Origin of the sequence: Hamadaea sp. NPDC050747 (assembly GCF_040654195.1) — a bacterium.
Classification (GTDB): Bacteria; Actinomycetota; Actinomycetes; order Mycobacteriales; family Micromonosporaceae; genus Hamadaea.
This window is the reverse complement of sequence record NZ_JBFAHM010000002.1, coordinates 505,020-529,176: the sequence shown is the minus strand read 5'-3', so window position 1 is coordinate 529,176 and position 24,157 is coordinate 505,020. Positions and strand designations below refer to the sequence as shown.

26 protein-coding genes are annotated in these 24,157 nt (G+C 70.5%); 16 read left to right on the top strand and 10 right to left on the bottom strand.

What is annotated here, in order from left to right; genetic code table 11:
• Positions 1–17: 17 nt before the first annotated feature.
• On the bottom strand, positions 18–908 hold the full coding sequence (locus AB0H43_RS05880) for an alpha/beta hydrolase (RefSeq protein ID WP_359997110.1): 891 nt from the start codon (positions 906–908) through the stop codon (positions 18–20).
• Positions 909–961: 53 nt separating this feature from the next.
• On the opposite strand from AB0H43_RS05880, the gene AB0H43_RS05875 reads away from it, so the two are divergent.
• A complete protein-coding gene (locus AB0H43_RS05875) occupies positions 962–1,504 on the top strand; it encodes a TetR family transcriptional regulator C-terminal domain-containing protein (RefSeq protein ID WP_359997107.1) in 543 nt (180 codons plus the stop codon).
• On the opposite strand, the gene AB0H43_RS05870 is transcribed toward AB0H43_RS05875, so the two are convergent.
• Positions 1,501–1,926, bottom strand: a complete 426-nt coding sequence (locus tag AB0H43_RS05870) for a hypothetical protein (protein ID WP_359997104.1) — start codon at positions 1,924–1,926, stop codon at positions 1,501–1,503. The two genes, AB0H43_RS05875 and AB0H43_RS05870, sit on opposite strands and share 4 nt — an antisense overlap.
• Before the next feature lie 31 nt (positions 1,927–1,957).
• Between AB0H43_RS05870 and AB0H43_RS05865 the strand changes: the two genes are divergently transcribed.
• A complete protein-coding gene (locus AB0H43_RS05865; protein WP_359997102.1) occupies positions 1,958–2,299 on the top strand; it encodes a DUF1801 domain-containing protein in 342 nt (113 codons plus the stop codon).
• 31 nt (positions 2,300–2,330) lie between these two features.
• Here AB0H43_RS05865 and AB0H43_RS05860 read toward each other — a convergent pair whose 3' ends face one another.
• Entirely contained in the window at positions 2,331–3,038 is a 708-nt protein-coding gene (locus AB0H43_RS05860; protein WP_359997100.1) for a TioE family transcriptional regulator, read from the bottom strand.
• A gap of 80 nt (positions 3,039–3,118) precedes the next feature.
• Here AB0H43_RS05860 and AB0H43_RS05855 point away from each other — a divergent pair, with 80 nt between their 5' ends.
• Positions 3,119–4,321, top strand: coding sequence for an erythromycin esterase family protein (locus AB0H43_RS05855; RefSeq protein ID WP_359997097.1), 1,203 nt, complete (start codon positions 3,119–3,121; stop codon positions 4,319–4,321).
• A 4-nt stretch (positions 4,322–4,325) separates the two neighbouring features.
• On the opposite strand, the gene AB0H43_RS05850 is transcribed toward AB0H43_RS05855, so the two are convergent.
• Positions 4,326–5,765: a hypothetical protein gene (locus AB0H43_RS05850; protein WP_359997095.1), complete on the bottom strand. Its 1,440-nt coding sequence runs from the start codon at positions 5,763–5,765 to the stop codon at positions 4,326–4,328.
• A gap of 86 nt (positions 5,766–5,851) precedes the next feature.
• Between AB0H43_RS05850 and AB0H43_RS05845 the strand changes: the two genes are divergently transcribed.
• The 5 genes from AB0H43_RS05845 to AB0H43_RS05825 all read left to right on the top strand — a co-directional run bounded on the left by AB0H43_RS05845 (position 5,852) and on the right by AB0H43_RS05825 (position 11,792).
• Entirely contained in the window at positions 5,852–6,994 is a 1,143-nt protein-coding gene (locus AB0H43_RS05845; protein ID WP_359997092.1) for a HAMP domain-containing sensor histidine kinase, read from the top strand.
• A complete protein-coding gene (locus AB0H43_RS05840; protein ID WP_359997090.1) occupies positions 6,991–7,653 on the top strand; it encodes a response regulator transcription factor in 663 nt (220 codons plus the stop codon). The genes AB0H43_RS05845 and AB0H43_RS05840 overlap by 4 nt, the downstream gene beginning before the upstream one ends.
• Before the next feature lie 26 nt (positions 7,654–7,679).
• Complete coding sequence (locus tag AB0H43_RS05835; protein ID WP_359997087.1) at positions 7,680–8,147, top strand: cupin domain-containing protein; 468 nt, start codon at positions 7,680–7,682, stop codon at positions 8,145–8,147.
• Between the two features lie 109 nt (positions 8,148–8,256).
• Positions 8,257–10,791, top strand: a complete 2,535-nt coding sequence (locus AB0H43_RS05830) for an arylsulfatase (protein WP_359997085.1) — start codon at positions 8,257–8,259, stop codon at positions 10,789–10,791.
• A gap of 59 nt (positions 10,792–10,850) precedes the next feature.
• The gene (locus AB0H43_RS05825; RefSeq protein WP_359997082.1) at positions 10,851–11,792 is read left to right on the top strand and encodes a cyclase family protein; all 942 of its coding nucleotides are present in this window, start codon (positions 10,851–10,853) and stop codon (positions 11,790–11,792) included.
• Between the two features lie 2 nt (positions 11,793–11,794).
• Here AB0H43_RS05825 and AB0H43_RS05820 read toward each other — a convergent pair whose 3' ends face one another.
• On the bottom strand, positions 11,795–12,673 hold the full coding sequence (locus AB0H43_RS05820; RefSeq protein ID WP_359997079.1) for a LysR substrate-binding domain-containing protein: 879 nt from the start codon (positions 12,671–12,673) through the stop codon (positions 11,795–11,797).
• A 71-nt stretch (positions 12,674–12,744) separates the two neighbouring features.
• On the opposite strand from AB0H43_RS05820, the gene AB0H43_RS05815 reads away from it, so the two are divergent.
• Together AB0H43_RS05815 and AB0H43_RS05810 are read left to right on the top strand one after the other, a co-directional pair.
• Positions 12,745–13,590 (top strand): dihydrodipicolinate synthase family protein, encoded by an 846-nt coding sequence (locus tag AB0H43_RS05815; RefSeq protein ID WP_359997077.1) that lies wholly within the window; start codon positions 12,745–12,747, stop codon positions 13,588–13,590.
• A 21-nt stretch (positions 13,591–13,611) separates the two neighbouring features.
• A complete protein-coding gene (locus tag AB0H43_RS05810) occupies positions 13,612–14,196 on the top strand; it encodes a GNAT family N-acetyltransferase (RefSeq protein WP_359997074.1) in 585 nt (194 codons plus the stop codon).
• On the opposite strand, the gene AB0H43_RS05805 is transcribed toward AB0H43_RS05810, so the two are convergent.
• A complete protein-coding gene (locus AB0H43_RS05805) occupies positions 14,193–14,351 on the bottom strand; it encodes a hypothetical protein (RefSeq protein WP_359997071.1) in 159 nt (52 codons plus the stop codon). The genes AB0H43_RS05810 and AB0H43_RS05805 overlap by 4 nt on opposite strands.
• Positions 14,352–14,430: 79 nt before the next feature.
• Between AB0H43_RS05805 and AB0H43_RS05800 the strand changes: the two genes are divergently transcribed.
• Positions 14,431–14,604, top strand: a complete 174-nt coding sequence (locus AB0H43_RS05800) for a hypothetical protein (protein ID WP_359997068.1) — start codon at positions 14,431–14,433, stop codon at positions 14,602–14,604.
• Here the strand turns inward: AB0H43_RS05800 and AB0H43_RS05795 are convergent.
• Positions 14,601–15,143: a GNAT family N-acetyltransferase gene (locus AB0H43_RS05795; RefSeq protein WP_359997065.1), complete on the bottom strand. Its 543-nt coding sequence runs from the start codon at positions 15,141–15,143 to the stop codon at positions 14,601–14,603. The genes AB0H43_RS05800 and AB0H43_RS05795 overlap by 4 nt on opposite strands.
• A gap of 119 nt (positions 15,144–15,262) precedes the next feature.
• Between AB0H43_RS05795 and AB0H43_RS05790 the strand changes: the two genes are divergently transcribed.
• Positions 15,263–17,092, top strand: coding sequence for a CocE/NonD family hydrolase (locus AB0H43_RS05790; RefSeq protein WP_359997062.1), 1,830 nt, complete (start codon positions 15,263–15,265; stop codon positions 17,090–17,092).
• Positions 17,093–17,143: 51 nt separating this feature from the next.
• Here AB0H43_RS05790 and AB0H43_RS05785 read toward each other — a convergent pair whose 3' ends face one another.
• Positions 17,144–18,385, bottom strand: coding sequence for a right-handed parallel beta-helix repeat-containing protein (locus AB0H43_RS05785; RefSeq protein WP_359997060.1), 1,242 nt, complete (start codon positions 18,383–18,385; stop codon positions 17,144–17,146).
• A 41-nt stretch (positions 18,386–18,426) separates the two neighbouring features.
• Positions 18,427–18,588, bottom strand: coding sequence for a hypothetical protein (locus AB0H43_RS05780; RefSeq protein ID WP_359997057.1), 162 nt, complete (start codon positions 18,586–18,588; stop codon positions 18,427–18,429).
• Between the two features lie 231 nt (positions 18,589–18,819).
• Between AB0H43_RS05780 and AB0H43_RS05775 the strand changes: the two genes are divergently transcribed.
• Positions 18,820–21,132 (top strand): immune inhibitor A domain-containing protein, encoded by a 2,313-nt coding sequence (locus tag AB0H43_RS05775; RefSeq protein ID WP_359997055.1) that lies wholly within the window; start codon positions 18,820–18,822, stop codon positions 21,130–21,132.
• A gap of 54 nt (positions 21,133–21,186) precedes the next feature.
• Here AB0H43_RS05775 and AB0H43_RS05770 read toward each other — a convergent pair whose 3' ends face one another.
• Positions 21,187–22,113 carry an NADP-dependent oxidoreductase gene (locus tag AB0H43_RS05770; protein ID WP_359997052.1) on the bottom strand — a complete coding sequence of 309 codons (927 nt, stop codon included), beginning with the start codon at positions 22,111–22,113 and terminating at the stop codon, positions 21,187–21,189.
• Between the two features lie 102 nt (positions 22,114–22,215).
• On the opposite strand from AB0H43_RS05770, the gene AB0H43_RS05765 reads away from it, so the two are divergent.
• From AB0H43_RS05765 to AB0H43_RS05755, 3 genes are all read left to right on the top strand, one after another.
• Positions 22,216–22,614: a helix-turn-helix domain-containing protein gene (locus tag AB0H43_RS05765; protein WP_359997050.1), complete on the top strand. Its 399-nt coding sequence runs from the start codon at positions 22,216–22,218 to the stop codon at positions 22,612–22,614.
• 24 nt (positions 22,615–22,638) lie between these two features.
• Entirely contained in the window at positions 22,639–23,430 is a 792-nt protein-coding gene (locus AB0H43_RS05760; protein ID WP_359997047.1) for a hypothetical protein, read from the top strand.
• A 99-nt stretch (positions 23,431–23,529) separates the two neighbouring features.
• Positions 23,530–24,111 carry a dihydrofolate reductase family protein gene (locus tag AB0H43_RS05755; RefSeq protein ID WP_359997044.1) on the top strand — a complete coding sequence of 194 codons (582 nt, stop codon included), beginning with the start codon at positions 23,530–23,532 and terminating at the stop codon, positions 24,109–24,111.
• The last annotated feature ends 46 nt before the right edge of the window (positions 24,112–24,157 follow it).

Genomic DNA, 24,157 nt, shown 5'->3' with positions numbered 1-24,157 from the left:
ATCGAGGGGGTATGACATCAGTGCCGGGCGAAGAACTCCACCAGGTGTTTCACCACCAGGTCGGGCTGGTCGTCGACGAGGAAGTGCGACGCTCCGGGGATCTCGCGTATCTCCAGATCGTCGGCGTGCCCTTCGTGCCCGGCCAGGAGATCGGCCCGGATGACCGGATCGGATTCCCCGGTGAGCAGCAGCGTCGGCGTGGTGAGCCGCAAGCCGTCGAACTTGCGGCGCATGATGCGTACCGCCTCCGGCAGGATGAAGCCCGGATAGAGCCGGCACACCGCGTGGGCGTACGCCGGATCGCGGAGCGGACCCAGGAAGGCGTCCAGATCGGAGCCCGCGATCGCGTCCGGCCGGGCCGAATAGCTCAGCATCGCGCGGGCCAGCCATTGCCGTCCCCCCGACAACCCCCGTACGCCGACGCCGGGCGTCAGCAGCGGAGCCTGGTACCAGCTGGCCCGCATCCGGCCGATCATGCGCAGGCCGAACCGGAAGTAGGGGTGCGGGATGGCGAGGCTCACGTAGGACCGGATCCGCTCGGGATGGTTCAGGCAGATCAGGAACCCGGCGATCGCGGACCAGTCGTGCGCCACGAGCCGTACGCTGTCCAGCTCGAGCGCGTCCAGGAGGGCGAGGACGTCGCCGACCAGCGTCTCCCGGTCGTACCCGGCACGCGGCGCTTCCGTCCAGCCCGCGCCGCGCAGATCGGGGACGATCACGCGGTGGTCCCGGGCCAGTGCCGGGATCACGTCCCGCCACTCCCACCAGTGCTGCGGTACGCCGTGCAGCAGCACGACCGGCGAGCCTTGGCCCGCCTCGGCGACGTGCATCCGCAGACCCGGCAGGTCGAGGTAGCGGTGCCCGACCCCGGCCAGCTGCGGCATCGGGTGTGGAAACTCGCTGGTCATAACCCCAGGCTACTACGATCATAGTAGGAAGTCACTATGTTTATAGTGATCACGTGACGAGCACGAGACAGCGCGCCCTGGACGCCGCGATCGAGCTGGTCGGCACCGAGGGACTGCGGTCGCTGACGCACGCCAAAGTGGACGCGCGCGCCGGTCTGCCCAAGGGCTCGACCTCCAACTACTTCCGTACGCGCGACGCCCTCACGGTCGGCCTGGTCGAGTGGATGGCGCAGAAGGAGCTGGCCGAGCTGACCCCGCCGTTCTCCCCGCGAACGGGGGACGACCTGGTGGAGCTGCTGGCCGGATTGCTCGACTTCACCACCGGGCCGAACCGTACGCTCACCGCCGCCCGGCTCGCGTTGTTCAGCGAAGCCGCGCACGACGACCAGGTTCGGGCCGCGGTCTCCCGGGGTCACCAGATGATGCGGGTCTGGGTCGAGTCGGTGTTGGCCGACCTGGGCGCGCCCGACCCGGTGACCGGCGCGAGCGCACTCATCTCGATGTGCGAGGGCATGATCCTGCATCGGGTCGCACGCGGCGCGAACGACGATCCACGGCCGATGCTCCGCCTCGTGACGAGCGCCGTGCTGGCCTAACCGCGGCCGTAGACCAGGACCACGCGATGGCCCAGGCGATCGCCGATCGCCGCGACCTCTGCCGGCGTCAACTGCGGCCGGTTCCAGAACCGCAGCCCGAAGTTGCCCACCGCCCACGGCGAACCGGGCCAGTCCCAGTCGTTCAAGCCGACGTACTGCCCGCACACCACGCAGGCCGGGTCGACGACGTCGCCGTCCCACCAGCTCTCGACGGCCTCCAGATAGGACGAGAACTGCACCTCGCCGGTCTCGCCGCACAACGGGCAGATCGGCGGCCCGGAGCCCAGCCCGGCGTCGAAGACGGTCGGCTCGGCGACGATCTCCGCGTCCGGGAAGGCGTCCTCCGGCACCGACCGGGCGAGCCCGGCGGCATCGAGCGCGGTCGCCTCGACATCGACGACGACCTGGAAAGACTCGCTCACAGTTCCAGGATAGGCGGGGATAATGGCTGGCGTGGACGCTGCCGTGCGGGCCTACGTCGAGGCCATCCCGCCTCCGAACCGCCCGCTGTTCGACCGGCTGCACGCGATCATCACGGCCGAGCATCCGGACGCCGAGGTGACGATCTCCTACGACATCCCGACCTACCGGGTCGGCAAGCGCCGGCTCTACGTCGGGTCCTGGCAGCACGGCGTCTCGCTCTACGGGTGGGGCGGGGACCGCGACGGCGGATTCCTGGCCCGCCACCCCGATCTGCGCTCGGGCAAGGGCACGATCAAGCTCCGTCCGGAGGCGGCGGCCGCGATCGACGACAGCGAGTTTCGTGATCTGGTACGCGCAGCGCTGTCGCCTTGACGGGCGATTCCGGTGCGGTGGTCTTCGCCGCCTACCCGCGCAGCGAGGAGCTTTCGGTGAGGTAGGCGTGCAGCGCCGCCGAGCCGGCCAGCATCGCCCGGCCGCGCCGGGTCAGCCGCGTACGCCAGTCGGCCAGGGTGGCTTCGAGGGGTTCGACGCCGCCAGCAGTGCGTACCTGGTCGAGCAGCAGGGCGATGCGGCCGAGGGAGTAACCGCCCCGGCGCAGCTGATGGGCCAGCTGGGCGTCGCGGACGTCGGCGGCGGCGTACACCCGGTAGCCGGTCGTGCGGTCCCGGCGGGGCCGCAGCAGACCGGCCCGCTCCCATTTGCGCAGGGTCGCCGGGCGTACGCCGAGCCGCCGGGCGAGCGGGCCGACGAAGCTGCTGCCGGTCGCCGGTTCCGGTGCGGCCAGGTCGCGCAACGCGTGCTCGACGGCGGTCAGGGTCAGCCGGTCCTGCCGTAGCTGAACATGCCCGGCGTCGATCAGTTCCAGGGCCTGCTCGATCCGCTGCTCGGTGACCGCCTGCATGATCGCCGTCGCGGTGGCGTGCCCGAAGCCGGGGATCAGGGCGAGAAAGGCCCGCAGCGCCTGCGCGTGGGTCTCCGAGTAGGCGCGGTAGCCGTACGGCGACCGGCGGGCCGGGGGCAGGATGCCGGCCTCCTCGTAGTTGCGGACCGCCTGCGTGGACAGCCCGTGCTCGCGCGCGAGGTCGACCGGCCGCCATCGGGGTGAACTCACGGTTTGAAGCTTACTGGCATGGTGGCGACGTCAGCGGGGGCAAAAGTCTCAACCGACGGTTCAACGATAAGGTTGAATGCATGATGGATCGTGACACTCTTGCCGCTGCGGCCGGCCCGTTGACCCGGGAGGGTCTGCTCGACTTCCTCGACACGCTGCCCCGCCGGCCCCGGCTGCTGGGCCTCGGTGAACCGGCCCATGGGCAGCAGACCGTGCCCCGGCTACGCAACGAGATCCTGCGCCACCTGGTGGCGGACGCGGGCTACCGATCGATCGCGATCGAGAGCGACTGCCTGGCCGGGCTGCTCGTGGAGGACTACGTCCGCACCGGCGCCGGAGACCTCGACGACGTGCTCGCCCACGGCATCAGCCACGGCTGGGGGGCGTACCCGGCCAACCGGGAACTGGTCGAGTGGCTGCGCGACTGCGACGAGGAGGTGCGGTTCTACGGGTTCGACGCGCCGACGGAGACCATGTACGCACGCAGCCCACGCGGGCCGCTGCTCTACGCGTACGACTATCTGGCGGAAATGGACGCGGACCTGCTGCCCGGCGACCGGGCCGAGATCGACGGCCTGTGCGGCGACGACGCTCGCTGGGAGGACCCCGCGGCGGCGATGGAGCCGGCGCGGGGCGTGGGATCGAAGCCCGAGGTGGCGCGGCTGCGGGTGCTCGCCGACGACCTGCGGGCGGGGCTGCTGATGGCCGCGCCGAGTCTGATCGCCGCGACCTCCGCGGACGCCTGGTGGCGCGCGGAGCTGCACGCGCGGATGGCTGCCCGGCTGTTGCAGTACCACGCGGCGCTGGCCCACGACTGGCCCGGCCGGGTCAACCGGCTGATGGCGCTGCGGGACGCGATCATGGCGGAGAATCTGCTGTCCATCGTGGAACGTGAGGCGCGGCGCGGCCCGACGCTCGTGTTCTCCGCCAACGCCCACCTCCAGCGACAGCTCAGCCGGTGGGAGCTGGCCGGACCGAAACTCGCCTGGTGGAGCGCGGGGGCGATCGCCGCCACGCGGCTTGGCGACGCTTACGCCTACATCGCTACGGCCCTGGGATCGCTGCCCGACCGGGAGATCGGCGCGCCCGATCCGGCCACTGTGGAGGGACAGCTGGCCGCGCTCGGCCCGGATCGCCTGTTGCTGAACGGTGCGCGGCTGGCGGCGGCACTGACGGACGTGGCGCCGCGGACCGGGGTCCCGGCCGCCGCCGGCTACTTCCCGCTCGACCCGGCGCACCTCGCGGAGGCCGACGGCGTCGCCTTCCTCCGCGAAGCGAGCTGACCGGCTAACGCCAGCCGGGCTCGGTGGTCCGCTTGCGCACGGCGAATCCCAGGACGATCCCCGTGTACGCGCACAGCACCGCCAGCCCGGCCCACCCCGGCAGCGGGTAGTACCCGTTCGCCGGGGTGTAGTGCGCGGTGACCTGGGCGTACGCCGTCGCCGTCTGCTGGACGGCGAAGCCCGCCGCCGGAGTCAGGCGTAGCAGCCAGACGCCGACGGTGTCCGGCAGGAACGGGACGACCGTGACGGCGTAAGGCAATGCCACCAGGGTCAACCCGACGAGCGCGGCGACCCAGGCGCGCCGCAGCACGACGCCCAGCCCGTACGCGAACACCGCGGCGAGCCCGAGCACCGCCGCCAGCCCCAGGACGACGCGTACGCCGGTGAGCACCGGTAGCCGATCGACCGGAATGTCGTTGGCGGCCAGGATCGCGAGGCTCACCGGCATGGTCACGCCGATGGCGAGCAACGCTGTCGCGAACGCGGCCAGCCCGATCCGCAGCGCGCCCCGGCGTACGCCGGTGTCGTCGCGGGCCGCCCGTGCGCCATGCCGGGCCGCGACGATCACGAGGATGATCAGTGCGATGAGCAGCCCGGACAGGGTTCGGCCGGCGGTGATCCCGCTGTCCTCGGAGACCGGGCCGATGTCTCCGGTGCCGGCGATGGTGACGACGCCGTCCTGTTCGCTGGATTCGGCCGCCCGGTGGAGCTTCTCCCAGTCGGTGTGGTTCATCTCGCCGACCGCCGCGCTCTGCCACTCGCCGCCGGTGCCCTCGGTCGTGACCTTGTCGAACACGCCGACCGCCTGGGTGAACCGCACTTCTTCGATCGCGCCGCCGAGCCCGATCTCCCGCAGCGTCAGGTCACCTGGCGAGGTTGCGAGGAACCCCGCCTGAGCCGTCGCGGGCAGGCCGGTCAGCGTCGCCACGCCGACCTTGCGCCAGCTCACGCCGTCGGCCGACTCGTAGCCCGCGATCGTGTCCCCGTCGCGGGTCAGGCGCAGCCAGCGCGGGGACCGCTCGGTGACCTCGCTTCCCAGCCCCGGTGTGCCCGCGACGTCGCCGGTGTAGGCGTACTGGAATCGGACGCCGTGGCCGCCGGTCATCACGAGCGCGGCGTACGGCGACCCCGGGCGTACGCCGTCCTTGACGATGATCCCCACCTTCGCCCACGGGGTCAGACCCGGAACGATCTCGTCGTGGTTCGGCGGGGGATAGGTGATCGTCCCCGTCATCGAGGTCAGCCGGACCGTGATGCCGCCGGTCCGGCCGAGGTCCCGGTGCCGGAACCAGAACCGGTCGCTGACCATCGAGCCGTCGCTGCTCCGGGCCGCGACCGGGCAGGGGCCGTCGCACGAGGACTGGTTGCCGAAGGCGTACAGCAGGCCCAGGGCCACCACGCTCAGCCCGGCGGCGGCCAGGGCGAGGAGTGTCTTCTTCGTCATGGCGACGGTTCTACGGAGTACGCCGTAACACCGGGCGAACCGGCGTTGTCATGCCGCTGTTAGGTCGGACGAGGCATCCTTGGAGCATGATCAGGCTGCGCAGAGCGTTTCGCGGCGGCACCGTGGGAGTGCGGTTCACCCTGCTGTACGCGGTGGTGTTCCTCGTGTCCGGAGCCGCGCTGCTCGGGCTGACGGTCCTGCTGGCCGGCGGGGTCAGCCAGACGCAGCAGGCGCCCGGCGGGACGGCGACGGTGGACAACGTGCCCGAGCGCGTCCGGGCGCTTGAGGAAGAGCTCGCCGCGGTGCACGCCGAGCAGAATCGGCAGCTGCTGGTCGGCGCGCTGATCGCGATGATCGTGATGGCGGTCGTCTCGGTGCTGCTCGGCCGGGCGCTGGCCCGCCGGGTGCTGCGGCCGTTGCGGACGATCACGGCGGCCACCCAACGGATCTCGGCCGACAACCTCGACCGGCGGCTGGCCGTCGACGGCCCGTCCGACGAGGTGAAGGATCTCGCCGACACCATCGACGAACTGCTCGGACGGCTGGAGACCTCGTTCGACGCCCAGCGCCGGTTCGTCGCCAACGCCTCGCACGAGCTGCGTACGCCGCTGGCCACGATGCGGGCGTCACTGGACGTCGCGGTCGCCAAGCCGGACGTGCCCACCGCCACCGTCGTGCTGGCCGACCGGATGCGTACGCAGCTCGACCGCGTCGACCATCTGCTGGACGGGTTCCTCGTGCTGGCCCGGGCGCAGCACGGCGCGCTGGCCGACACGGCGGCGGTCTCGATGCACGACCTCGTGACGGCGGCCCTGGCCGCTCGTCCGGCCGACGGGCTCACCGTCACGGTCGACGTGCCGGCCTCGGTGCTGGTCGATGGCAGCCCGGCCCTGCTGGCCCGGCTGGTCGGCAACCTCGTCGACAACGCGGTGGTGCACAACCAGCCCTCAGGCTGGATCTCGATCTCGGCCCGGCCGCTCGACGGCGTCGCCGAACTGGTGGTGGAGACCGGCGGCGAAGTCTTCGACCAGGGCCAGGTCGACCGGCTGGCGCGCCCGTTCGAGCGGCTGGGCGCCGAGCGTACCGGGTCGTCCGGGCTGGGGCTGTCCATTGTGGCGGCGGTAGCGGCGGCCCACGGCGGCCGGCTGACCCTGGCGGCCCGCGAGTGCGGCGGCCTGCGGGCCACGGTCACCCTGCCGTCGGCGGCCGAGGCGTTGGTCGCGGCATGAGAGTCCTCGTCGTGGAGGACGACCCGGCGCTGGCCGAAGTCGTCGCCGAGGGACTGCGCGACCAGGGGATGGCCGTCGACCGGGCGGACGACGGGCTGTCCGCCGCCGCCAAGCTCGACCTCACGGCGTATGACGTGGTGGTGCTGGACCGAGACCTGCCCGGACTGCACGGCGACACGCTGTGCCAGATGATCACCGAGCGGGCCGAGCGCCCGATGGTGCTGATGCTGACCGCGGCGAGCGCGCCCGGCGACCGGGTGAGCGGCCTGACCCTGGGCGCGGACGACTACCTCGCCAAGCCCTTCCACTTCCCGGAGCTGGTGCTGCGCATCCGGGCGTTGGCCCGGCGGCAGCCCGACGCCCGGCCGCGGAGCTTGCGGGTGGCCGGGATCGAGCTGGACCCGGTACGCCGCACCGTCGTGCGCGACGGCCGGGCGCTCGACCTGTCGGTCAAGGAGTTCGCCGTGCTGGAGGCGCTGCTGCGGGCGAGTCCGGGCTTCCTGAGCGCCGAGGCGCTGCTGGAGCGGGTCTGGGACGAGAACGCCGACCCGTTCACCAACACCGTCACCGTGACGGTGGGCCGGCTGCGGCGCAAGCTCGGCGACCCGCCCGTCATCAGCACCACCCCGGGTGTCGGCTACCGGATCGCCCGCTCCTGAGCCGTCCGGCGGCCTAGCCTGAGGTCATGACGAGTGCGTTCGCGGTGGCCGCCGGGGAGGGCCTGACCTTGCCCGCGCCGATCGGCGGCGAGGTGACGATCAAGGCCGACACCCGGCGGACCAACGGCTCGATGACGGTGCTCGACTTCCACGTCCCACCCAAGGCCGGGCCCGGTCTCCACAGTCACCTGCGCGAGGACGAGCTGTGGTTCGTGCTCGCGGGCGAGTTCCGGTTCAAGGCGGGCGACGACATGTTGTCCGCGTCGGCCGGCGGTCTGGCCTTCGGCCCGCGGGGCCTGCCGCACGCCTTCCAGAACGTCGGCGACGAGCCCGGACGACTGCTGGTGATCACCACGCCGTCCGGGATCGAGCGGTTCTTCGAGCAGTACGCCGAGTCGGCCGGACCGGTCGGCCCGGCCGGGATCGCCGAGATTGGGTGGGCGAACTGGCTGGACTTCACCGGCCCGCCCCTCGGCCAGTCCGACCCGATCTGACCCGGTCGGCTCGATCGTGCTGATCATTGCGTCAGCCACGTCGTTTCGCGTGGCGATTTGTCCGCCGAAACAGCATGGCTGACGCAATGATCACCGCACCGGGCGGCGCATGAATGTCGAAGCCTTGATAGCCGCTCCGCCGGACATTTCCGTCGGTTACGGTGTCTACCGGACGTCTGCCGGCGGCCGGCTCCACGTCAGCAGCCGCCTGCAGACGACGATTCGGGGGGCGGCGAAGATGGCGAGCGACACCGAGGACCGTAAGGTTCTTCCGATCCGGCGGCCGGGCTTCTCCGGGACGATCAACCGGACTCTGGCCGGTTCCGCGCCCGATTGGGCGCAGATCGGGCACGTGCGGCCGCCCGAGGGCGCGCCCAACGTGCTGCTCGTCCTCATTGACGATGCGGGCTTCGGGCAGCCGGACGCCTTCGGTGGCCTGATCCGTACGCCGAACTTCACGCGCATGGCCGACAACGGCGTACGCTACAACCGCTTTCACGTCACGGCGCTGTGTTCGCCGACGCGGGCGGCGTTGCTGAGTGGACGCAACCACCACACGGTCGGCTTCGGTTCGATCGGCGAGCTGGCGAGCGGCTTCCCCGGCTACACCGGATTCCTGCCGCAAGACTGTGCGCCGCTGCCCCGGATCCTGCAGGGCAACGGCTACTCGACGGCCGCGTTCGGCAAGTGGCATCTGACGCCGGACCATCAGCAGGGTCCGGCCGGTCCGTTCGACCGTTGGCCCAGCGGATGGGGATTCGACTACTTCTGGGGATTCCTGGGCGGCGAGTCCGGCCAATGGGATCCGGTGATCACCGAGAACCACACCACCGTCGGCGTCCCCGAGCGTTCCGACGGCCGGCCCTACTATCTGCCCGACGACATGGCCGATCGCACGATCGATTGGCTGCACGGCGTACGCGCCCAGGAACCGGACAAACCGTGGTTCGTCTACTTCTCGACCGGCTGCGCGCACGCGCCGCATCACGTGCCGCAGGAGTGGGCCGACCGCTACAAGGGCGCCTTCGACCAGGGCTGGGACGCGTACCGGGAAGAGGTGTTCGCCCGGCAGAAGGAACTCGGCGTGGTCCCGCCCGACGCCGAACTGACGCCACGCCACGAGGCGTTCCCGGCCTGGGACTCGTTGCCGGACGAGCAGAAAAAGCTGTACGCCCGCCAGATGGAGGTCTACGCCGGCTTCCAGGAGAACGCCGACTGGAATGTCGGCCGGGTGCTGTCGGCTATCGAGGACATGGGCGAGCTGGACAACACCCTGGTCATCTGGATCTGGGGGGACAACGGCGCCAGCATGGAAGGCACCATCACCGGCTCGTTCAACGAGCTGACCATGCAGAACGGCATCCCGCTCAGCTCCGAGCAGCAGCTGGCGCTGGTGCAGCAGTACGGCGGCCTCGACGTCTGGGGGACCGACCTGGTCTCGCCGCACTTCTCGGCGGCCTGGGCCTGGGCCGGCAACGCGCCGTTCCAGTGGGGTAAGCAGGTCGCCTCGCACCTGGGCGGAACCCGGGACCCGATGGTGGTCCACTGGCCCGGCCACACCGCCGGAACCGAAGTGCGCTCGCAGTTCAGCCACGTCATCGACATCGCGCCGACGGTGCTGGAACTGGCCGGCATACCGCAGCCCACGCACGTCGACGGCATCGAGCAGGAGCCGATGCACGGCGTCAGTTTCGGTGATTCGCTGATCGACGCGAACGCCCCGGAACGCCATACCCGGCAATACTTCGAGATCTTCGGCAATCGCGCCATGTACGCCGACGGCTGGTGGCTGTCGATGATGATGCCCCGCATTCCGTGGGACGCCACCCCGGAGACGATGAAGCGGTTCGCGCCCGGCGTCTGGGACCCCGACGCCGATCCGGTGGAGCTGTACTACCTGCCCGACGACTTCACCCAGGCACGTAACCTGGCCGACCAGCATCCGGACAAGGTGAAAGAACTCCAGGAACTGTTCTGGCGTGAGGCCGAGCGATACCGGGTGCTGCCGATGCTGGGCGGCATGAGCATCTACTTCGGCATCGTCCCGCCGATGCCGAGCCAGACCCGGTTCACCTTCTACTCCGGCGTGCAGAACATCGCGTCGGGCATGATTCCGCGCATCTACAACCACTCGTACACCATCAGCGCCGACCTGGTGGTCCCCGAGGGCGGCGGCGAGGGCGTCATCGTCGCCGAGGCCGACCACCTGGGCGGGTTCGCGCTGTTCGTCGACGGAGGCATCCTCAAGCACACCTATTCGATGATGGGGGTGGAGGTCTACCGCCAGGCGGCGAGCGAGCCGTTGCCGACCGGCGACGTCCACGTCGCCCTCGTCTTCGCCGCCGACGCCGCCCGGCCGGCCACCGGCGGGCAGGTGACGCTGCTCGTCAACGACCGCGTCGTGGGCGGCGGGCGGATGGAGCGCACCGTGCCTGTGCGGTTCTCCGGGTACGCGGGCATGGACATCGGCTGCGACAACGGGCTGCCCGTCGACCGAGACTACGCCGACCGGTCACCGTTCGCGTTCACCGGCAGGATCAGGCAGGTCGTCTTCGACATCGATCCGCACGCGGACATCTCCGCCGATCTGGCGTTGCACGAGCACGCACAACGCTCGCTCGCCGTTCACGGAATGAGCGCCTGAGGTCAGCCGGCGCACACATCGGTCTCACCACGGGTCGCTGCAGGGCGGAGGCAATCAGCATGAGCACGAAGGCATCAGTCCGAACCGCGCCCGTGGACAAGGCCGGATTCGCCGCACTGTATGCGCGGCTACGGCGGCAAGCTGATTGGGGCAGCGCCGACCGGCGGGGCGCGCTGAACTACATCACGCCGTCGACCGTGCGCGCCGCCATGGAGGAGGTCCGGCTCGGCCGGTCGGTGTCCCTGGCCGTTCCGGTGGAGACGGACGCCTCCGTCGACAATCCGCATCCCTGGAACCACGAGATGATCAGTTCACCGGCGGAGCATCGCGGGGACGACGGCCTGAACTTCGCCTTCGACCGGCTGGCGCTCAACATTCACGGCAACGCGGACACCCACCTCGACGCGCTCTGTCACGTCATCTACGACGGGACTCTCTACAACGGCGTACCGGCGGACTTCGTCGAGCCTGACGGCCTGCCCGCGTTGACGATCGACGTCGTCCGCGACGGGATCGTCGGCCGCGGCGTCCTGCTCGACATTCCGCGTCTTCGGGGGGTGCGCTGGCTCGACCCGGGCGACGACGTGACCGCGGCGGATCTCGCCATGGCGGAGGCGGCCCAGGGCGTCCAGGTCAGGCCCGGCGACCTGCTGTTCGTCCATGTCGGACACCGGCGTCGCCGCGCGGCCCTGGGCGCGTGGGACACGGCCTCGGCGCGGGCCGGACTGCACCCCGCCGCGCTGGAGTTCGTCGCCGACCGCAAGGTCGCCGTGCTGGGCAGCGACGGGAACAACGACACCGCCCCGCCGACCGGGGTCGACTTTCCGATCCATGTGCTCGCGATCCACGCACTCGGCGTCCATCTGATCGACTATCTGCTGCTGGACGATCTGTGTGCGCTCTGCGCGCAGGAGAATCGATGGTCCTTCCTTTGCGTCGTCGCGCCGCTCCGGCTCCCGTCCGGGACGGGTTCGCCGGTGAACCCGATCGCGACGCTGTGACCTCACCGGTGGTGTGCTGACCCGGGCGCGACGGTGTCGGCCGGTGCGGCCGCGCGCAACGCCGCGACGCAGGCGGCGACCGCCGGATGCGCGTCGGAGCCCGTGCGGTACGCCACGTGCGTACGCCGACGCAGCGGCAACGGAGTGAGCGTCACCCCCGGCGTGGGAACGACGCCGAGCGCGGGGACGAGGGCGACGCCGCGTCCGGCGGCGACGAGGGCCAGGACAGCGGTGAAGTCGTCGACGTGATGGCGGATGCGGGGGGCGTACCCGGCGAGGTGGCAGGCCTGGAGGGTCACCGCGTGGCACAGCGTGCCGGGGCTGCCGGCGATCCAGACCCGGTCGGCGCAGTCGGCCAGCGACTCCGAGCCGGCGAGGTGGACCGTCTCGGCCAAGAGATCGACCGTGGAGAGTCCGGCCTCCGGTGTGAGCGGCAGCAGGTCGTAGCTCTGCATCAAGGCGACGTCGAGGCGCCGGTCGAGCAACTGGACGGCCATCGCGGCCGGGTCGAGTTCGTGGACGGTCAGGTCCAAGCCCGGATGGCGGTCGGCCAGCGCGACGAGAGCACGGGGGAGCAGAGTGCGGACCGCCGAGGGGAAAGCGCCGATACGCAGGCTGCCCTGCACGGCCGCGACGCTGGCCGAGGCGGCCTCCAGCGCGGCGAGCACCTTCTCGGCGTGCTCGGCGAGGACGTGACCGGCGGCGGTGAGCCGCACGGTGCGGCCGGCCGGTTCGATCAGCGGTACGCCCGCCTCCCGTTGCAGCGCTGTGAGCTGCTGCGACACCGCCGAGGCGGTGTAGGAGTGCGCCTCGGCGACGGCCGCGATGGTGCCGAGCCGGGCCAGGTCGCGCAGCAGGAGCAGACGCCGGACGTCAAGCATCAGCTCAGCTTACGCATCACCGCAGAAAGCCGAACTGGTGCTACCGAGTCGTCCTGTCCACGCTGGAAGGCATGACGTTGAGTGGCCTCTTCCTGCCCATGATCACTCCCTTCGACCACGCCGACGCCGTCGACTTCGCCAGCCTGGCGAAGCTGGCGGACCAAGTCCTCTCTGACGGGGCGACCGGTCTGGTCGCGCTCGGGACGACAGCCGAGCCGTCCGCGCTGACCGCCGCCGAGCAGCGGGAAGTCCTCGACACGCTCAGCGCGGTGTGCCGAGACCGTGGCGCACCGATGATCGTCGGCGCCAACACCCCGGAGGAACTGCGTCGGCTGGCCGACCGGCCGGAGGCCGTCGCGGCGCTGATCCTTGTGCCGCCGTTCGTCCGGCCGGGGGAGCGAGGGGTAGTGGCGTACTTCGAGCGGATGGCCGAGCTGAGCCCGGTTCCGCTGGTCATCTACCACATCCCCTATCGCACCGGGCAGCCCTTGTCGGCGGCCGTGTTGCGCGAGCTGGCGGCGATCCCCAATGTCGCGGGCTTCAAGTACTCGGCCGGCGGCATCGACGCGACCACGGTGGAGTTCCTCGCCGACCCGGGGGTCGCGGTCCTGGGCGGCGACGACCAGTTCATCTCGCCGATGCTCGCGCTCGGCGCGCACGGCGGGATCCTCGCCAGCGCTCATCTGGCCACCCGGTCGTTCGCCGACCTCGTCGCCGACTGGCGGCCCGACCTCGGCCACCGCCTCGCCCGGCTCTCGGCCGCGCTGTTCGCCGAGCCCAACCCCACGGTGATCAAGGCCGTTCTCCACGCGAGCGGCCGTCTGCAGACCCCAGGGGTACGCCTTCCGCTCGTCCCGGCGTCGTCGAGTGCGCTCGCCGCGGCCCGCGCGGCTGAGGCGGCCGTCGCCGCGGCCTGACGGCTGCGGCATGATGATCGCGTGCCACTGCTTGCGACCGCCGCCTGTCCTGAGGGAATCTTGCGTGATCAGCCCCAGCCGGTGCTGCGTACCGCGGATGTGGTGGTGCGGCCGTGGCGGCAGTCCGATGTGGACGCCGTCGTGGCGGCGTACGCCGATCCGGCCGTCCAACGCTGGCACGTACGCACGATGACCGGCGAAGAGGCGCTCGGCTGGATCGAGAGCTGGCCCCGGTACTGGTCGGCCGAACGCGCCGCGAGCTGGGCGATCACCGGCCCGGACGACGTGGCGCTCGGCCAGGTCGGACTGCGGCAGGTGGACCTGTTCGAGGGGCATGCCCACGTGTCGTACTGGGTGCGGCCGGAAGCGCGTGGCCGGGGGATGGCGGTCGCGGCGACCGAAGCCGTGATCGCCTGGTGTTTCGGCGAGGTGGGGCTGCACCGGTTGCAGCTGTCGCACTCGACGGCCAACGAGGCGTCCTGCCGGGTGGCGGCCAAGCTGGGCTTCGCCGTCGAGGGGACGCAGCGGCAGGCGGGCCGTCACGCGGACGGGTGGCACGACATGCATGTGCACGCCCGTCTGCGCGACGACCCGATGCCCGGCTAGGTGAGGGTGAACCCGGCGAACAGCAGGCTCGCCAACGCCAGGCCCAGGGCGAGGTTGGCGACCGTCGCACTGGCGAAGACGGCGACCGGCCGCCACCCGGCCTCCTTGAGCGCGCCGATCCGGAACTCGATCCCGATGCTGACGAAGGCCAGCACCAGGAACCAGACCGCCAGTCGTTGACGACCCCGCGACCTCGGATTCGGCTGCCTGTTCGTCAGCCACGACCTCGCCGTCGTGGAGCAACTGGCCGACCGGGTCGCGGTGATGCATCGCGGGCGGGTCGTCGAGACCGGCCCCACCGACGTCGTGCTCGGCTCGCCGGTGGACCCGTACACGCAGCGGCTGCTGGCAGCGGCGCCGGTCGCCGACCCCGTCCTGCAGCGCTCCCGCCGCGCGGCCGCCGTCTAGGAGCGCTTGTCGCCGACGAGGCGGCCGGAGCGGATCAGCGTCCGGCGGCTGCCCGCCGCGGGTGCGACTCCGGCCGGCTCGTCGGGGCCTTCGGGATTCGCCCGGGTGAACAGCGTGACGGTGGTCGCCGCGGTGAACCCGCTGCGTTCCATGAGCGCGGCCGAGGCGTGGTTGGTCTCCTCGACGTCGGTCACGACCCGGGTCGCCCCGGCGGCGAACAGGGCGTTGCAGCACACATCGACCAACCGGCGGGCGATGCCCTTGCCCTGCTGCTCCGGCGCGACGGCGATCCACTCCAGGTACGCCCAGTCGTCGCGTAGCTCGAAGGTCATCGACCCGAGGACGAAGCCGACGACGCGGTCGTCCACGAGGGCCACCCAGCAGGCGCCCTCGTCGGTGTCCAGGTGCTCCGCGATCGAGGTCAGCGACCACGAGGTGTAGGGCTTGACCGTCACGTCGTATACCTGACGGCCGAGGTCGCGTACCTGCCGGAGGTGTTCCAGGCCCATCGGAGTGATCTTGACGTCGTCGTCCGCCACCCTTCCGACGGTACGCGGCTGCCCGGTGCGGCACGTGAGCATCACCGAAAGTTCCTTCAAGCGACGCCCTTCCGACAGATACATCTAAATGCGTTGTGCCAGTCGATACGGTCCCCGCCATGATGCGACGAACCGTCCTCGCCGTGACGCTGGCCCTGGCCACCCTGCCGGTCGGCGCCGTCACCGCGTACGCGCTCCCGCCCAAACACATCCAGGGCAACCAGACCGTTCCCGTCTACGACTACGCCTCCGCGATCCGTGAGGTGGTCTGGGTACAGAGCAGCGTCGACAGCGACGCCGAACCCGGACCCGACCGGATCGCGGTCGACATCGTCCGGCCGGTCGACCCGGACAACCCCGGTCTGCAGGTGCCCGCCATCGTCGAGGCCTCCCCCTACTACACTTTGCTCGGGCGGGGGAACGAGCTGGAGAAGAAGCTCTACCTCAACCCGAACGACCCGACGAGCCCGATCGTCAAGATGCCGCTCTACTACGACAACTACTTCGTGCCCCGCGGGTACGCGTTCCTCGGCGTCGACCTGTCCGGCAGCACCCATTCGACGGGCTGCCTCGACGTCGGCGGCAAGGCGGAGGTATTCGGGGCCAAGGCGGTGATCGACTGGCTGGGCGGCAACGCCGTCGCCCACAACGCGATGGGCCAGCAGGTCTTCGCGACGTGGTTCAGCGGAAAGGCCGGCATGATCGGCAAATCCTGGGACGGCGCGATGGTCACCGGGGTCGCCGCGACCGGCGTACCGGGGTTGGCGACGGTGGTGCCGATCAGCGCGGTGACCAGCTGGTACGACTACGAACGTCTCAACGGGGCGGTGCGGTCGAACGTCAACTCGACCGTCGGGCTGCACGACGATTACACGTCCCGGCCGCCGGCCTCCTGCTCGGCCACCCGGGCTTCGCTGGTCGCCAACAACGGGCTGGACTACTCACCCTTCTGGGCCGACCGGGACTACGTGGCGACCACGGCGAACATCAAGGCCAGCGTCTTCCTCGTGCACGGCATGAACGACCTGAACGTCAAGAGCTCGAACTTCGGCCGGCTCTGGGAACAGCTCGCCGCGGCCGGCGTACCCCGCAAGCTCTGGCTGTCGCAGGAACAGCACGTGGACCCGTTCGACTTCCGCCGGGCGGTCTGGGTGGACACCCTGCACCGGTGGTTCGACCAGTGGCTCCAGGGCCTCGACACCGGCATCATGGACGAGCCGCAGGCCACTGTCGAGCGGGCCGCCGACACCTGGGTGGATCTGCCGGAGTGGCCCCCGGCCGGCACCACGAGCCCGGTGTACTACCTGCGTCCGGGCAACGGTGTGACCGGCGAACTGTCGACCGCCGGGCCGAACGGCGGCTCGATGGCGATCACCGATCTGGCGCTGTCGGAGTCCACCGCGACCACCGGCCCGCAGCTGGCCAAACTCGGCCGCTGGGTGTTCCTTACCCCGGCCCTGCCCCAGGATCTCCATCTAGCCGGCAGCGCCACGGTCACGGTACGCATGCAGTCGACGCTGTCCACCGCGACGCTGACCGCCCGGCTGGTGGACTACGGCAACCAGACGCGGGTCAACTGGGAGTCCGGCCAGGGCATCACGACGGGCGTGGTCGAGGACTGCTGGGGCGACAACAGCGCGGCCGACGACGGCTGCTACAAGAAGGTCACCAAGAACGTGATCAACACCGGCGTCTCCGTGCTCAGCCGGGGCTGGCTCGACCTGGCCCATCGCGGTTCGCTGTCGAGCCCGACCGGCATGCCGGCGTTGACCTGGCAGACCGTCACCCTGCGGCTGGCCGCCACCGACCAGGTGATCAAGGCCGGGCACCAGCTGGGTCTGGTCATCAGTTCGACCGACAGCTCGTGGACCACCACCTCGGCCACGGGCTCGCTGCTCACCTTCGACCTCGGCCGGTGCATCCTCCGCCTGCCGACCGCGCCGAACTGAACAGACCTGCCGGGCCGGGCGACCAGCGCACCGCCCGGTCCGGCGGAATACTCAGCCGACGGCGTACATGGCGCCGCCGGCGACGCGGACGAACGAGTTCGCGCCGGGGGCACCGGAGACCTTCGTGGTGATCCCGTTCGTCGCGACCCGGCCGACCGCCGTCACCTCGGCGGGCGAGCCCGTGAAGGTCACTCCGCGAAGCTGGGACGGGTATCGGCCGCCGGAGCGCCAGAAGACCTGAAAGCCGTCGAGAGACACGCCGGTCGCCTGAACGATGACACCGTCGTCGCGGCAGGTGTCGGCGGTCAGCCCGGCGATGACGGCCGGCGATCCGGAGATGTCGAAGCCGACGACCGAGTCCTGGACCTCCAGACAGGTGAAGGTGCCCCGGTTGCCGGCCAGCCGCATCCCGGCGATGTTGCAGTAGTAGGCCTTGCAGTTGGTCACCTTGTTGTTGCCTGACGAGACGTTGACGCCGTAGCCGTCGATGCCGCCGATGTGAATCCGGTCGACGTGCGAGTCGGGGGTCCCGTTGAGCACGACGCCGTCACCGGAGCAGTCCCGGACATTGCAGCTGTGGAAGAACGTGCCCCGCATGTCGGTCTCGGCGTATAGGCCGTTGCGGCCGGCGCCGCCGACGCCCGGCGTGCGGAATCCCCGGACGAACAAGTTGTACGCGTAGCAGTCGGGGTCCGGTGACGTGTACGGATAGCCGCTCGGGTTCGCCGAGCCGTCATTGCAGTAGACCAGGCCGTCCGCGGTCCCGCCGCCGGTGCCCCCGCCCTCCAGGGTGAACCCGTGCAGGCCGCAGCCGTGCGTATTCAGGTCGAACAGCTTGACCAGCGCGACGCGGGCGCCGGCGCCGGTGGCGGTGGTGATGCCGACCGCGCGCAGCACCGAGGCGTATATGCCCGCGCCCATGACGTCGACTCCGGAGCGCAGCAGCACCGACCCTGAGCAGTAGTACTGTCCGCCGGACAGCTCGACGGCGTTGAGCGCCCGTTCCGAGCTGCCGGCCACCGGCCCGGTCGCGGCCTCGGCGATGGCCGCGTTGATGACGACGTGGTCGTCGGTCCCCGTGCAGACATAGTTCGCGTCCGCCTTGATGTAGGCGGGAGCGTCCACCGCGGCGACCGTGATGCGCAGCGGCCGGGAACCGGTTCCGACGCCGGCGCTGGCCGGAGACGGCGCCGTCGCGCCGGTGCCCACGGCCAGGCCGACGCCGGAGGCGATGCCCGCGAAGGCCGCGCCGACGACGCGGCGGCGATCCGATTGATACTTGTCAGCAGTCATGGCGGCCATCATAGATTCGACGGCCACATTAGACAGTTAACCTACTCCGCCGGCTCGGTGGGCTCGGCGTGACCTTCGCGCTGCTCGCGTTCGCGGTCCTCGCGGAGCTTGCGCTCGAAGGGCCGCTCCTCTTCCTCGGCGAACTCCTCCGGTGTCTGCTCCCTGAACGGAGCGTCGTCGGGTGGGATCGAGTCAGGTCGCATCGGGACCTCCCAGGTCGGTGGTCCGGATACAGCTACCCGGCCGGACCAGCGCCGAAACCGGCCGCGTACGACAGGCGGAGGTAACGGCTGACAAGCGGAACCGATCGTTGTCAGCCGTGCGTGTAAGGACTGCCCAGGCGGCTGAGTGATGACTCGGCGGTCTCTGTGAGACTCCGCAGGTGGTGGGGCATCGTCGCCCTGCCATTCTCCGCTCCTGGGAGGCGACCAACGATGAGGAAGCTCACCATCCCCGCCGTCGCCGGTGCCGTCGGCGTCGCGGTGGTCTTGGCGGCGCTGCAGTGGCCGGCCGGCGCGGCGCCGGCACTGACCGCCGCCGCGGCCACGGCTCCGGCCGACACGGCTGCACAGCGACCGGACAACCGCCCCGGTCCGCGTACGGATCAGTGGATCGGCAAGCGCAAGGCGGCGCTCGAGAAGGTGGCGCGTGGCCAGGCCCACGTCGACGCGAAGGGCAACGTCACGCTCGACGCCTCGACCGACAACGTCGTCGAGGTCGCCTTCGAGAAGACCGACAAGATCTTCACCATCCTGTCCGAGTTCGGCACGCAGAGCCTGGGCAAGTACGGCACCCAGCCGGGTCCGCTGCACAACCAGATCCCCCAGCCGGACCGGTCGGTGGACAACTCGACCACCTGGGCCGCCGACTACAACCCCGCCTACTACGACCAGCTGTTCAACGGCTCGGGCGAGTCGATGAAGAGCTACTACGAGGCGCTGTCGTCCGGGCGGTACTCGGTCACCAACGCCATCAGCGACTGGGTGCAGGTGCCCTACAACGAGTCCTACTACGGCGACAACGCCATCGAGGACAACGGCGGCTCCTGGGCGTTCATCTCCGACACCGGCAACGCCTGGTATCAGAACGCGCTGCAGTCGATGAGCACGGACCAGATCAACGCGTACCTGGCCCAGTTCGACGTCTGGGACCGCTACGACTTCGACAACGACGGCAACTACGACGAGCCCGACGGCTACATCGACCACTTCCAGGCGGTGCACGCCGGTCAGGGCGAGGACGCCGGTGGCGGCGCGCAGGGCGAGGACGCCATCTGGTCGCACCGCTGGTACGTCAACCCGACCGACTTCGGGCTGACCGGCCCGACCGTTGCGGGGCAGGCGAACCTGTCCGGCGGTTCCCGGATCGGCAACTCGAACTACTGGCTCGGCGACTACACCACCGAACCGGAGAACGGCGGCCTCGGCGTCTTCTGCCACGAGTTCGGCCACGACCTCGGCCTGCCGGACTACTACGACACCGCCGGCGGCGAGAACGGCACCGCGTTCTGGACCCTCATGAGCTCCGGCTCCTGGCTGGGTCACGGCGCGGACGCCGGTCAGGGCATCGGCACCACGCCCGGGTTGATGGGCCCGGAGGAGAAGCTGTTCCTCGGCTGGCTCGACTACCGTGAGGTCGCGCTCGGCCAGAGCGGCACGATCCAGCTCGACCCGGCGCAGGACTCGAACGCGGCCAACGCCCAGGCGATCAAGGTCGATCTGCCCGACGCCACCACCTCGACGGCGTACACGACGCCGTCGTCCGGCCAGTACGCCTGGTGGACCGGCAGCGCCGACCAGCTCAACGAGTCGCTGTCGCACGCCGTCCCGGCCGCCTCGCGGGTCACCGTGACCGCCAAGGCCTGGTACGACATCGAGTCCGGGTACGACTACCTCTACGGCGAGTACTCGACCGACGGTGGCGTGACCTGGTCGCCGGCCGGGCAGTCGGTCACGGGGTCGTCCAGCGGCCGCTGGACCTCGCTGCGGTTCTCGTACGACGCCAACGGGGCGGCGACCCGATTCCGGTTCCGCTACCAGACCGACGGCGGCGTCCACTTCGCGGGCGCGTTCCTCGACGACATCGTCGCCAAGTCCGGCGGCACCACGTTGTTCACCGACGACGCGGAGCAGCCGGGCAGCTGGACGGCGACGGGCGAATGGCAGCGGTCCACCGGCACGGTGACCACCACCGCCGACCGGTACTACCTGCTGGAGAACCGGCAGTATGTCGGCTACGACGACACGCTGCGGACGGGCCCGTACCAGTTCAGCTTCGCGTACACCGCGCCGGACAAGGTCGAGTTCTTCTCGTTCCGGCCGGGCATGCTCGTCTGGTACGTCAACCACGCCGTCGAGGACAACGACGTCTCGGCGCACCTGGGCACCGGCCAATCGCTGCCGGTGGACGCTCGGCCCGCGCCGTTCACCTACCCCGACGGCTCTGCGCCGAGCAACCGCCGCCAGCCGTTCGACGCCACCTTCGGCCTGCAATCGGTGCCGGAGACGTGCCTCCACAAGGAGGTGCTGACCGGTAGCGGCAAGTCGCAGACCGTGCAGACCGTGGCGGCGTGCGCCGCCGCCAACGCGGGCATGCCGACCTTCGACGACAGCAACCCGTTGGCGTACTACAGCTCCGCCGACCCGCAGAACAGCGTCAAGGTCGCCGGGCACGGCGTGACGGCCACGGTCACCGCTCAGTCCGGCAACGTGCTGACCGTGAGCGTGGTCAACCCGCCGGCCGCCTGATCGAGCGCGCCACAAATGGAGGGCCGGAGTGATCTCCGGCCCTCCATTTTGTGCTCACGGCACCAGGACGATGCCGCCGCGCACACCGCCGGCGGCCAGCCGCTTGTACGCCGACGCCGCGTCGGCCAGCGGATAGGTCTCGGCGAGGCGCAGCCGGAGCCGGCCGGCTTCCACGAGCCCGGCCAGCTCGGCCAGGCGTACGCCGTCCGGGGCGACCTGGACGCCTTCGGTGCGGATGCCCCGCTGGGACTCCGGGGCGACCGGGTAACCGTTGACGTAGACGCCGCCGTCGCGTACGGCCGACAACGCTTCCGCTCCGGCCAAGGCCGGGTCGTAGACGCCGTCGACGCCGCCGTCGACCAGGGCGCGAATCGCTGACGCGGGCTCCGCCGACCGGTCGGCGAACCAGGTCGCGCCGTAGTCGCGTACCAGGTGCTCGTCGTGGGCGGCCGCGACTGCGACGACCCGCAGTCCGCGCGCCGCCGCGAGCTGGACGGCGAACCCGCCGACCGCGCCCGCCGCGCCGAACACCGCGAGCGTCGCGCCCGGCGGCAGATCGGCGAGATCCAGCGCGTACGCCGCGGTCAGCGCGTTGAGCGGCAACGTGGCCGCCGACGCCGGGTCGACGCCGGCCGGAGCGGGCGCCGCGGCCGACGCGTCGAGGAGCGCGAACTCCGCCTGTACGCCTTCCCCAGCAGCGAGCCAGAAGGTGAGTCCGACGACCTCGTCCCCCGGGCGGAACCGGTCGACGCCGGAGCCGACGGCGTCGACCGTGCCGGCGAGATCCCAGCCGAGTACGCGGCGTTCGCCCGGCGGCGTGAGGTGTGCGAACGCGCCGTTCGCCGCGGCCAGGTCGGCCGGGTGCACGGCGCTCGCCCGTACGCGAACCCGCAGCTGACCAGGGCCGGGCTGCGGCACGGGCAGGTCGGTGAGCTCGATCGAGTCGAAGCCCTGCGGACTGGTCACGGTGACTGCACGCATCAGATTCTCCTTCGTGGTGAGGTGTCACCAACCGTAGGAGAGGTACTCTCCATCAGAAAGAAGGCACCCAGAAGTGCGTAGGGGACCGGAAGGTGGGGACCGATGCCGACGACGACCGCGGCTCGACGTCGTGAGCAGGCCAAGTTCGAGTACAACGCCTTCCTGGCGCTGTGCCCGACGCGGCAGCTGCTGGACTCGCTCAGCGACAAGTGGGTCTGCCTGATCCTCGCCGCGCTGGCCGACGGACCGCTGCGCTACAGCGACCTGGCCCGGCAGATCGCCGGGGTGAGCCAGAAGATGCTGACGCAGAGCCTGCGGTCGCTCGAACGCGATGGGCTGGTGACCCGGACGGTCACCGCGAGCGTGCCGGTCCGCGTCGACTATGAGCTGACGACGCTGGGGGAGAGCCTGATGCCGGTGGTGCGCGCGGTCAAGATCTGGGCCGAGACGCATATGGACGAGGTGCTGGCGGCGCGGGCGGATTACGACGCCGCTCGGTGAGCGTCCGGCTTCTACACTGCGGACATGTCCCGCCAAGGGCTCCGCGTCGCCGCCGTGGGTTTCGGGCTGGTCGCGTTCGTGCTCCGGCTGCTAATCACCTTCTGGTGGCAGCCGGTCACGTGGCGCGTCGGCGATTCCGCCGATCTCCGCTTCACGGCCGTCTACGCCCTGTACGGCCTGGGCATGGTGGTCGCCCTGCTCGTGCCGTTCGGTGGCTATCAGGTGCTCGTCTGGCGACAGCGGCGGCCGCCGACGACGTTCAGCCTCCGCGACGGCCGGTTCGTGGTGCGGTCGAGTCCGTTTCTCTTCGGCGCGTGGTCCATCCTGCTGTTCTATTTCGCGGGCGGCATGATCCCGACCGAGCGGGTGCCGAACGAGTATGCGATGCGCCCGTACACCGACCCGCTGCCCATGTTCCTCGTCGCGGCGACATTGGTGGCCGCGATGATCGCCGTCGGCGTCGCGCTGCCCTTCCTGTCGCGTCCTCGGGTGGAGTTGGGGGTGGCAGGCGTATTGATCCAGCGGTTCCGGAGCCAGTCGGTGCTCGCCTGGACCCTGCTGGCGCCGGGCGGGCCGGTGCCACCGGCGAGGCGATCTCACCAGATCTGGCTCTTCGTCGCCGGTCAGGTGCGCTACACCCGCTACGCGATTCCGTTGTCGGTCGACGTCGAGCCCACGTTCCTCGCGAACGCGATCCGTCATTACGTCGACCATCCGGCCGCACGGGCGGCGATCGGCACCGAGGCGGAACTCGATCGGCTGCGAGCCGCCCTGGCCGCTGCGCAGCCGCCCGCCGCACAGTCCCCCGCCGCATAGCCGCCTGCCGGTGTCGATTCCGGTCCGGTTCGTTCGTATAGGAGGTGAGGGGCCGCAGAGGTCGGCCGACCACGGGCAGGCACGGACAGGACTGATGCCATGAAGATCGTAGTGACGATGAGCATGACCCTCGACGGTGTGACGCAGGCGCCGGGCCGATCGGACGAGGATCCGCGCGACGGCTTCCGCCACGGCGGCTGGGCGCCGCCCTACGCCGACCAGGTCATGGGCCAGGCCATGGGGGAACGCATGGCCGCCGAAGGAGCGCTCCTGCTCGGTCGCCGGACCTACGAGGCGCTGTACGCCTTCTGGCCCCGGCAGACCGACGGCAACCCGTTCACCGAGAAGCTGAATCGCACCCGCAAGTACGTGGCGTCGCGAACCCTCACCGAGCCGTTGCCGTGGGCCAACTCCACGCTGCTGTCCGGCGATCTGCTGGACTCCGTCGCCCAGCTGAAGGCCGGCGAAGACGGCACGCTGAGCGTCATCGGGAGCGTCGACGTCGTGCGGCAACTCATGCGGCGGCATCTCATCGACGAGTATCTGCTGCTGATCCACCCGCTTGTCCTGGGGAGCGGCCGCCGGCTGTTCGCCGACGACGACACCGTGGAGAAGCTGCGCCTGGTCGACAGTCTGACCACGACCACCGGCGTGATCATCGGCACGTATCGGCCTGCCTGAACCGTTTCCGCTCGCCACCTTTCAGGCGTCGAACCGACCGACACCG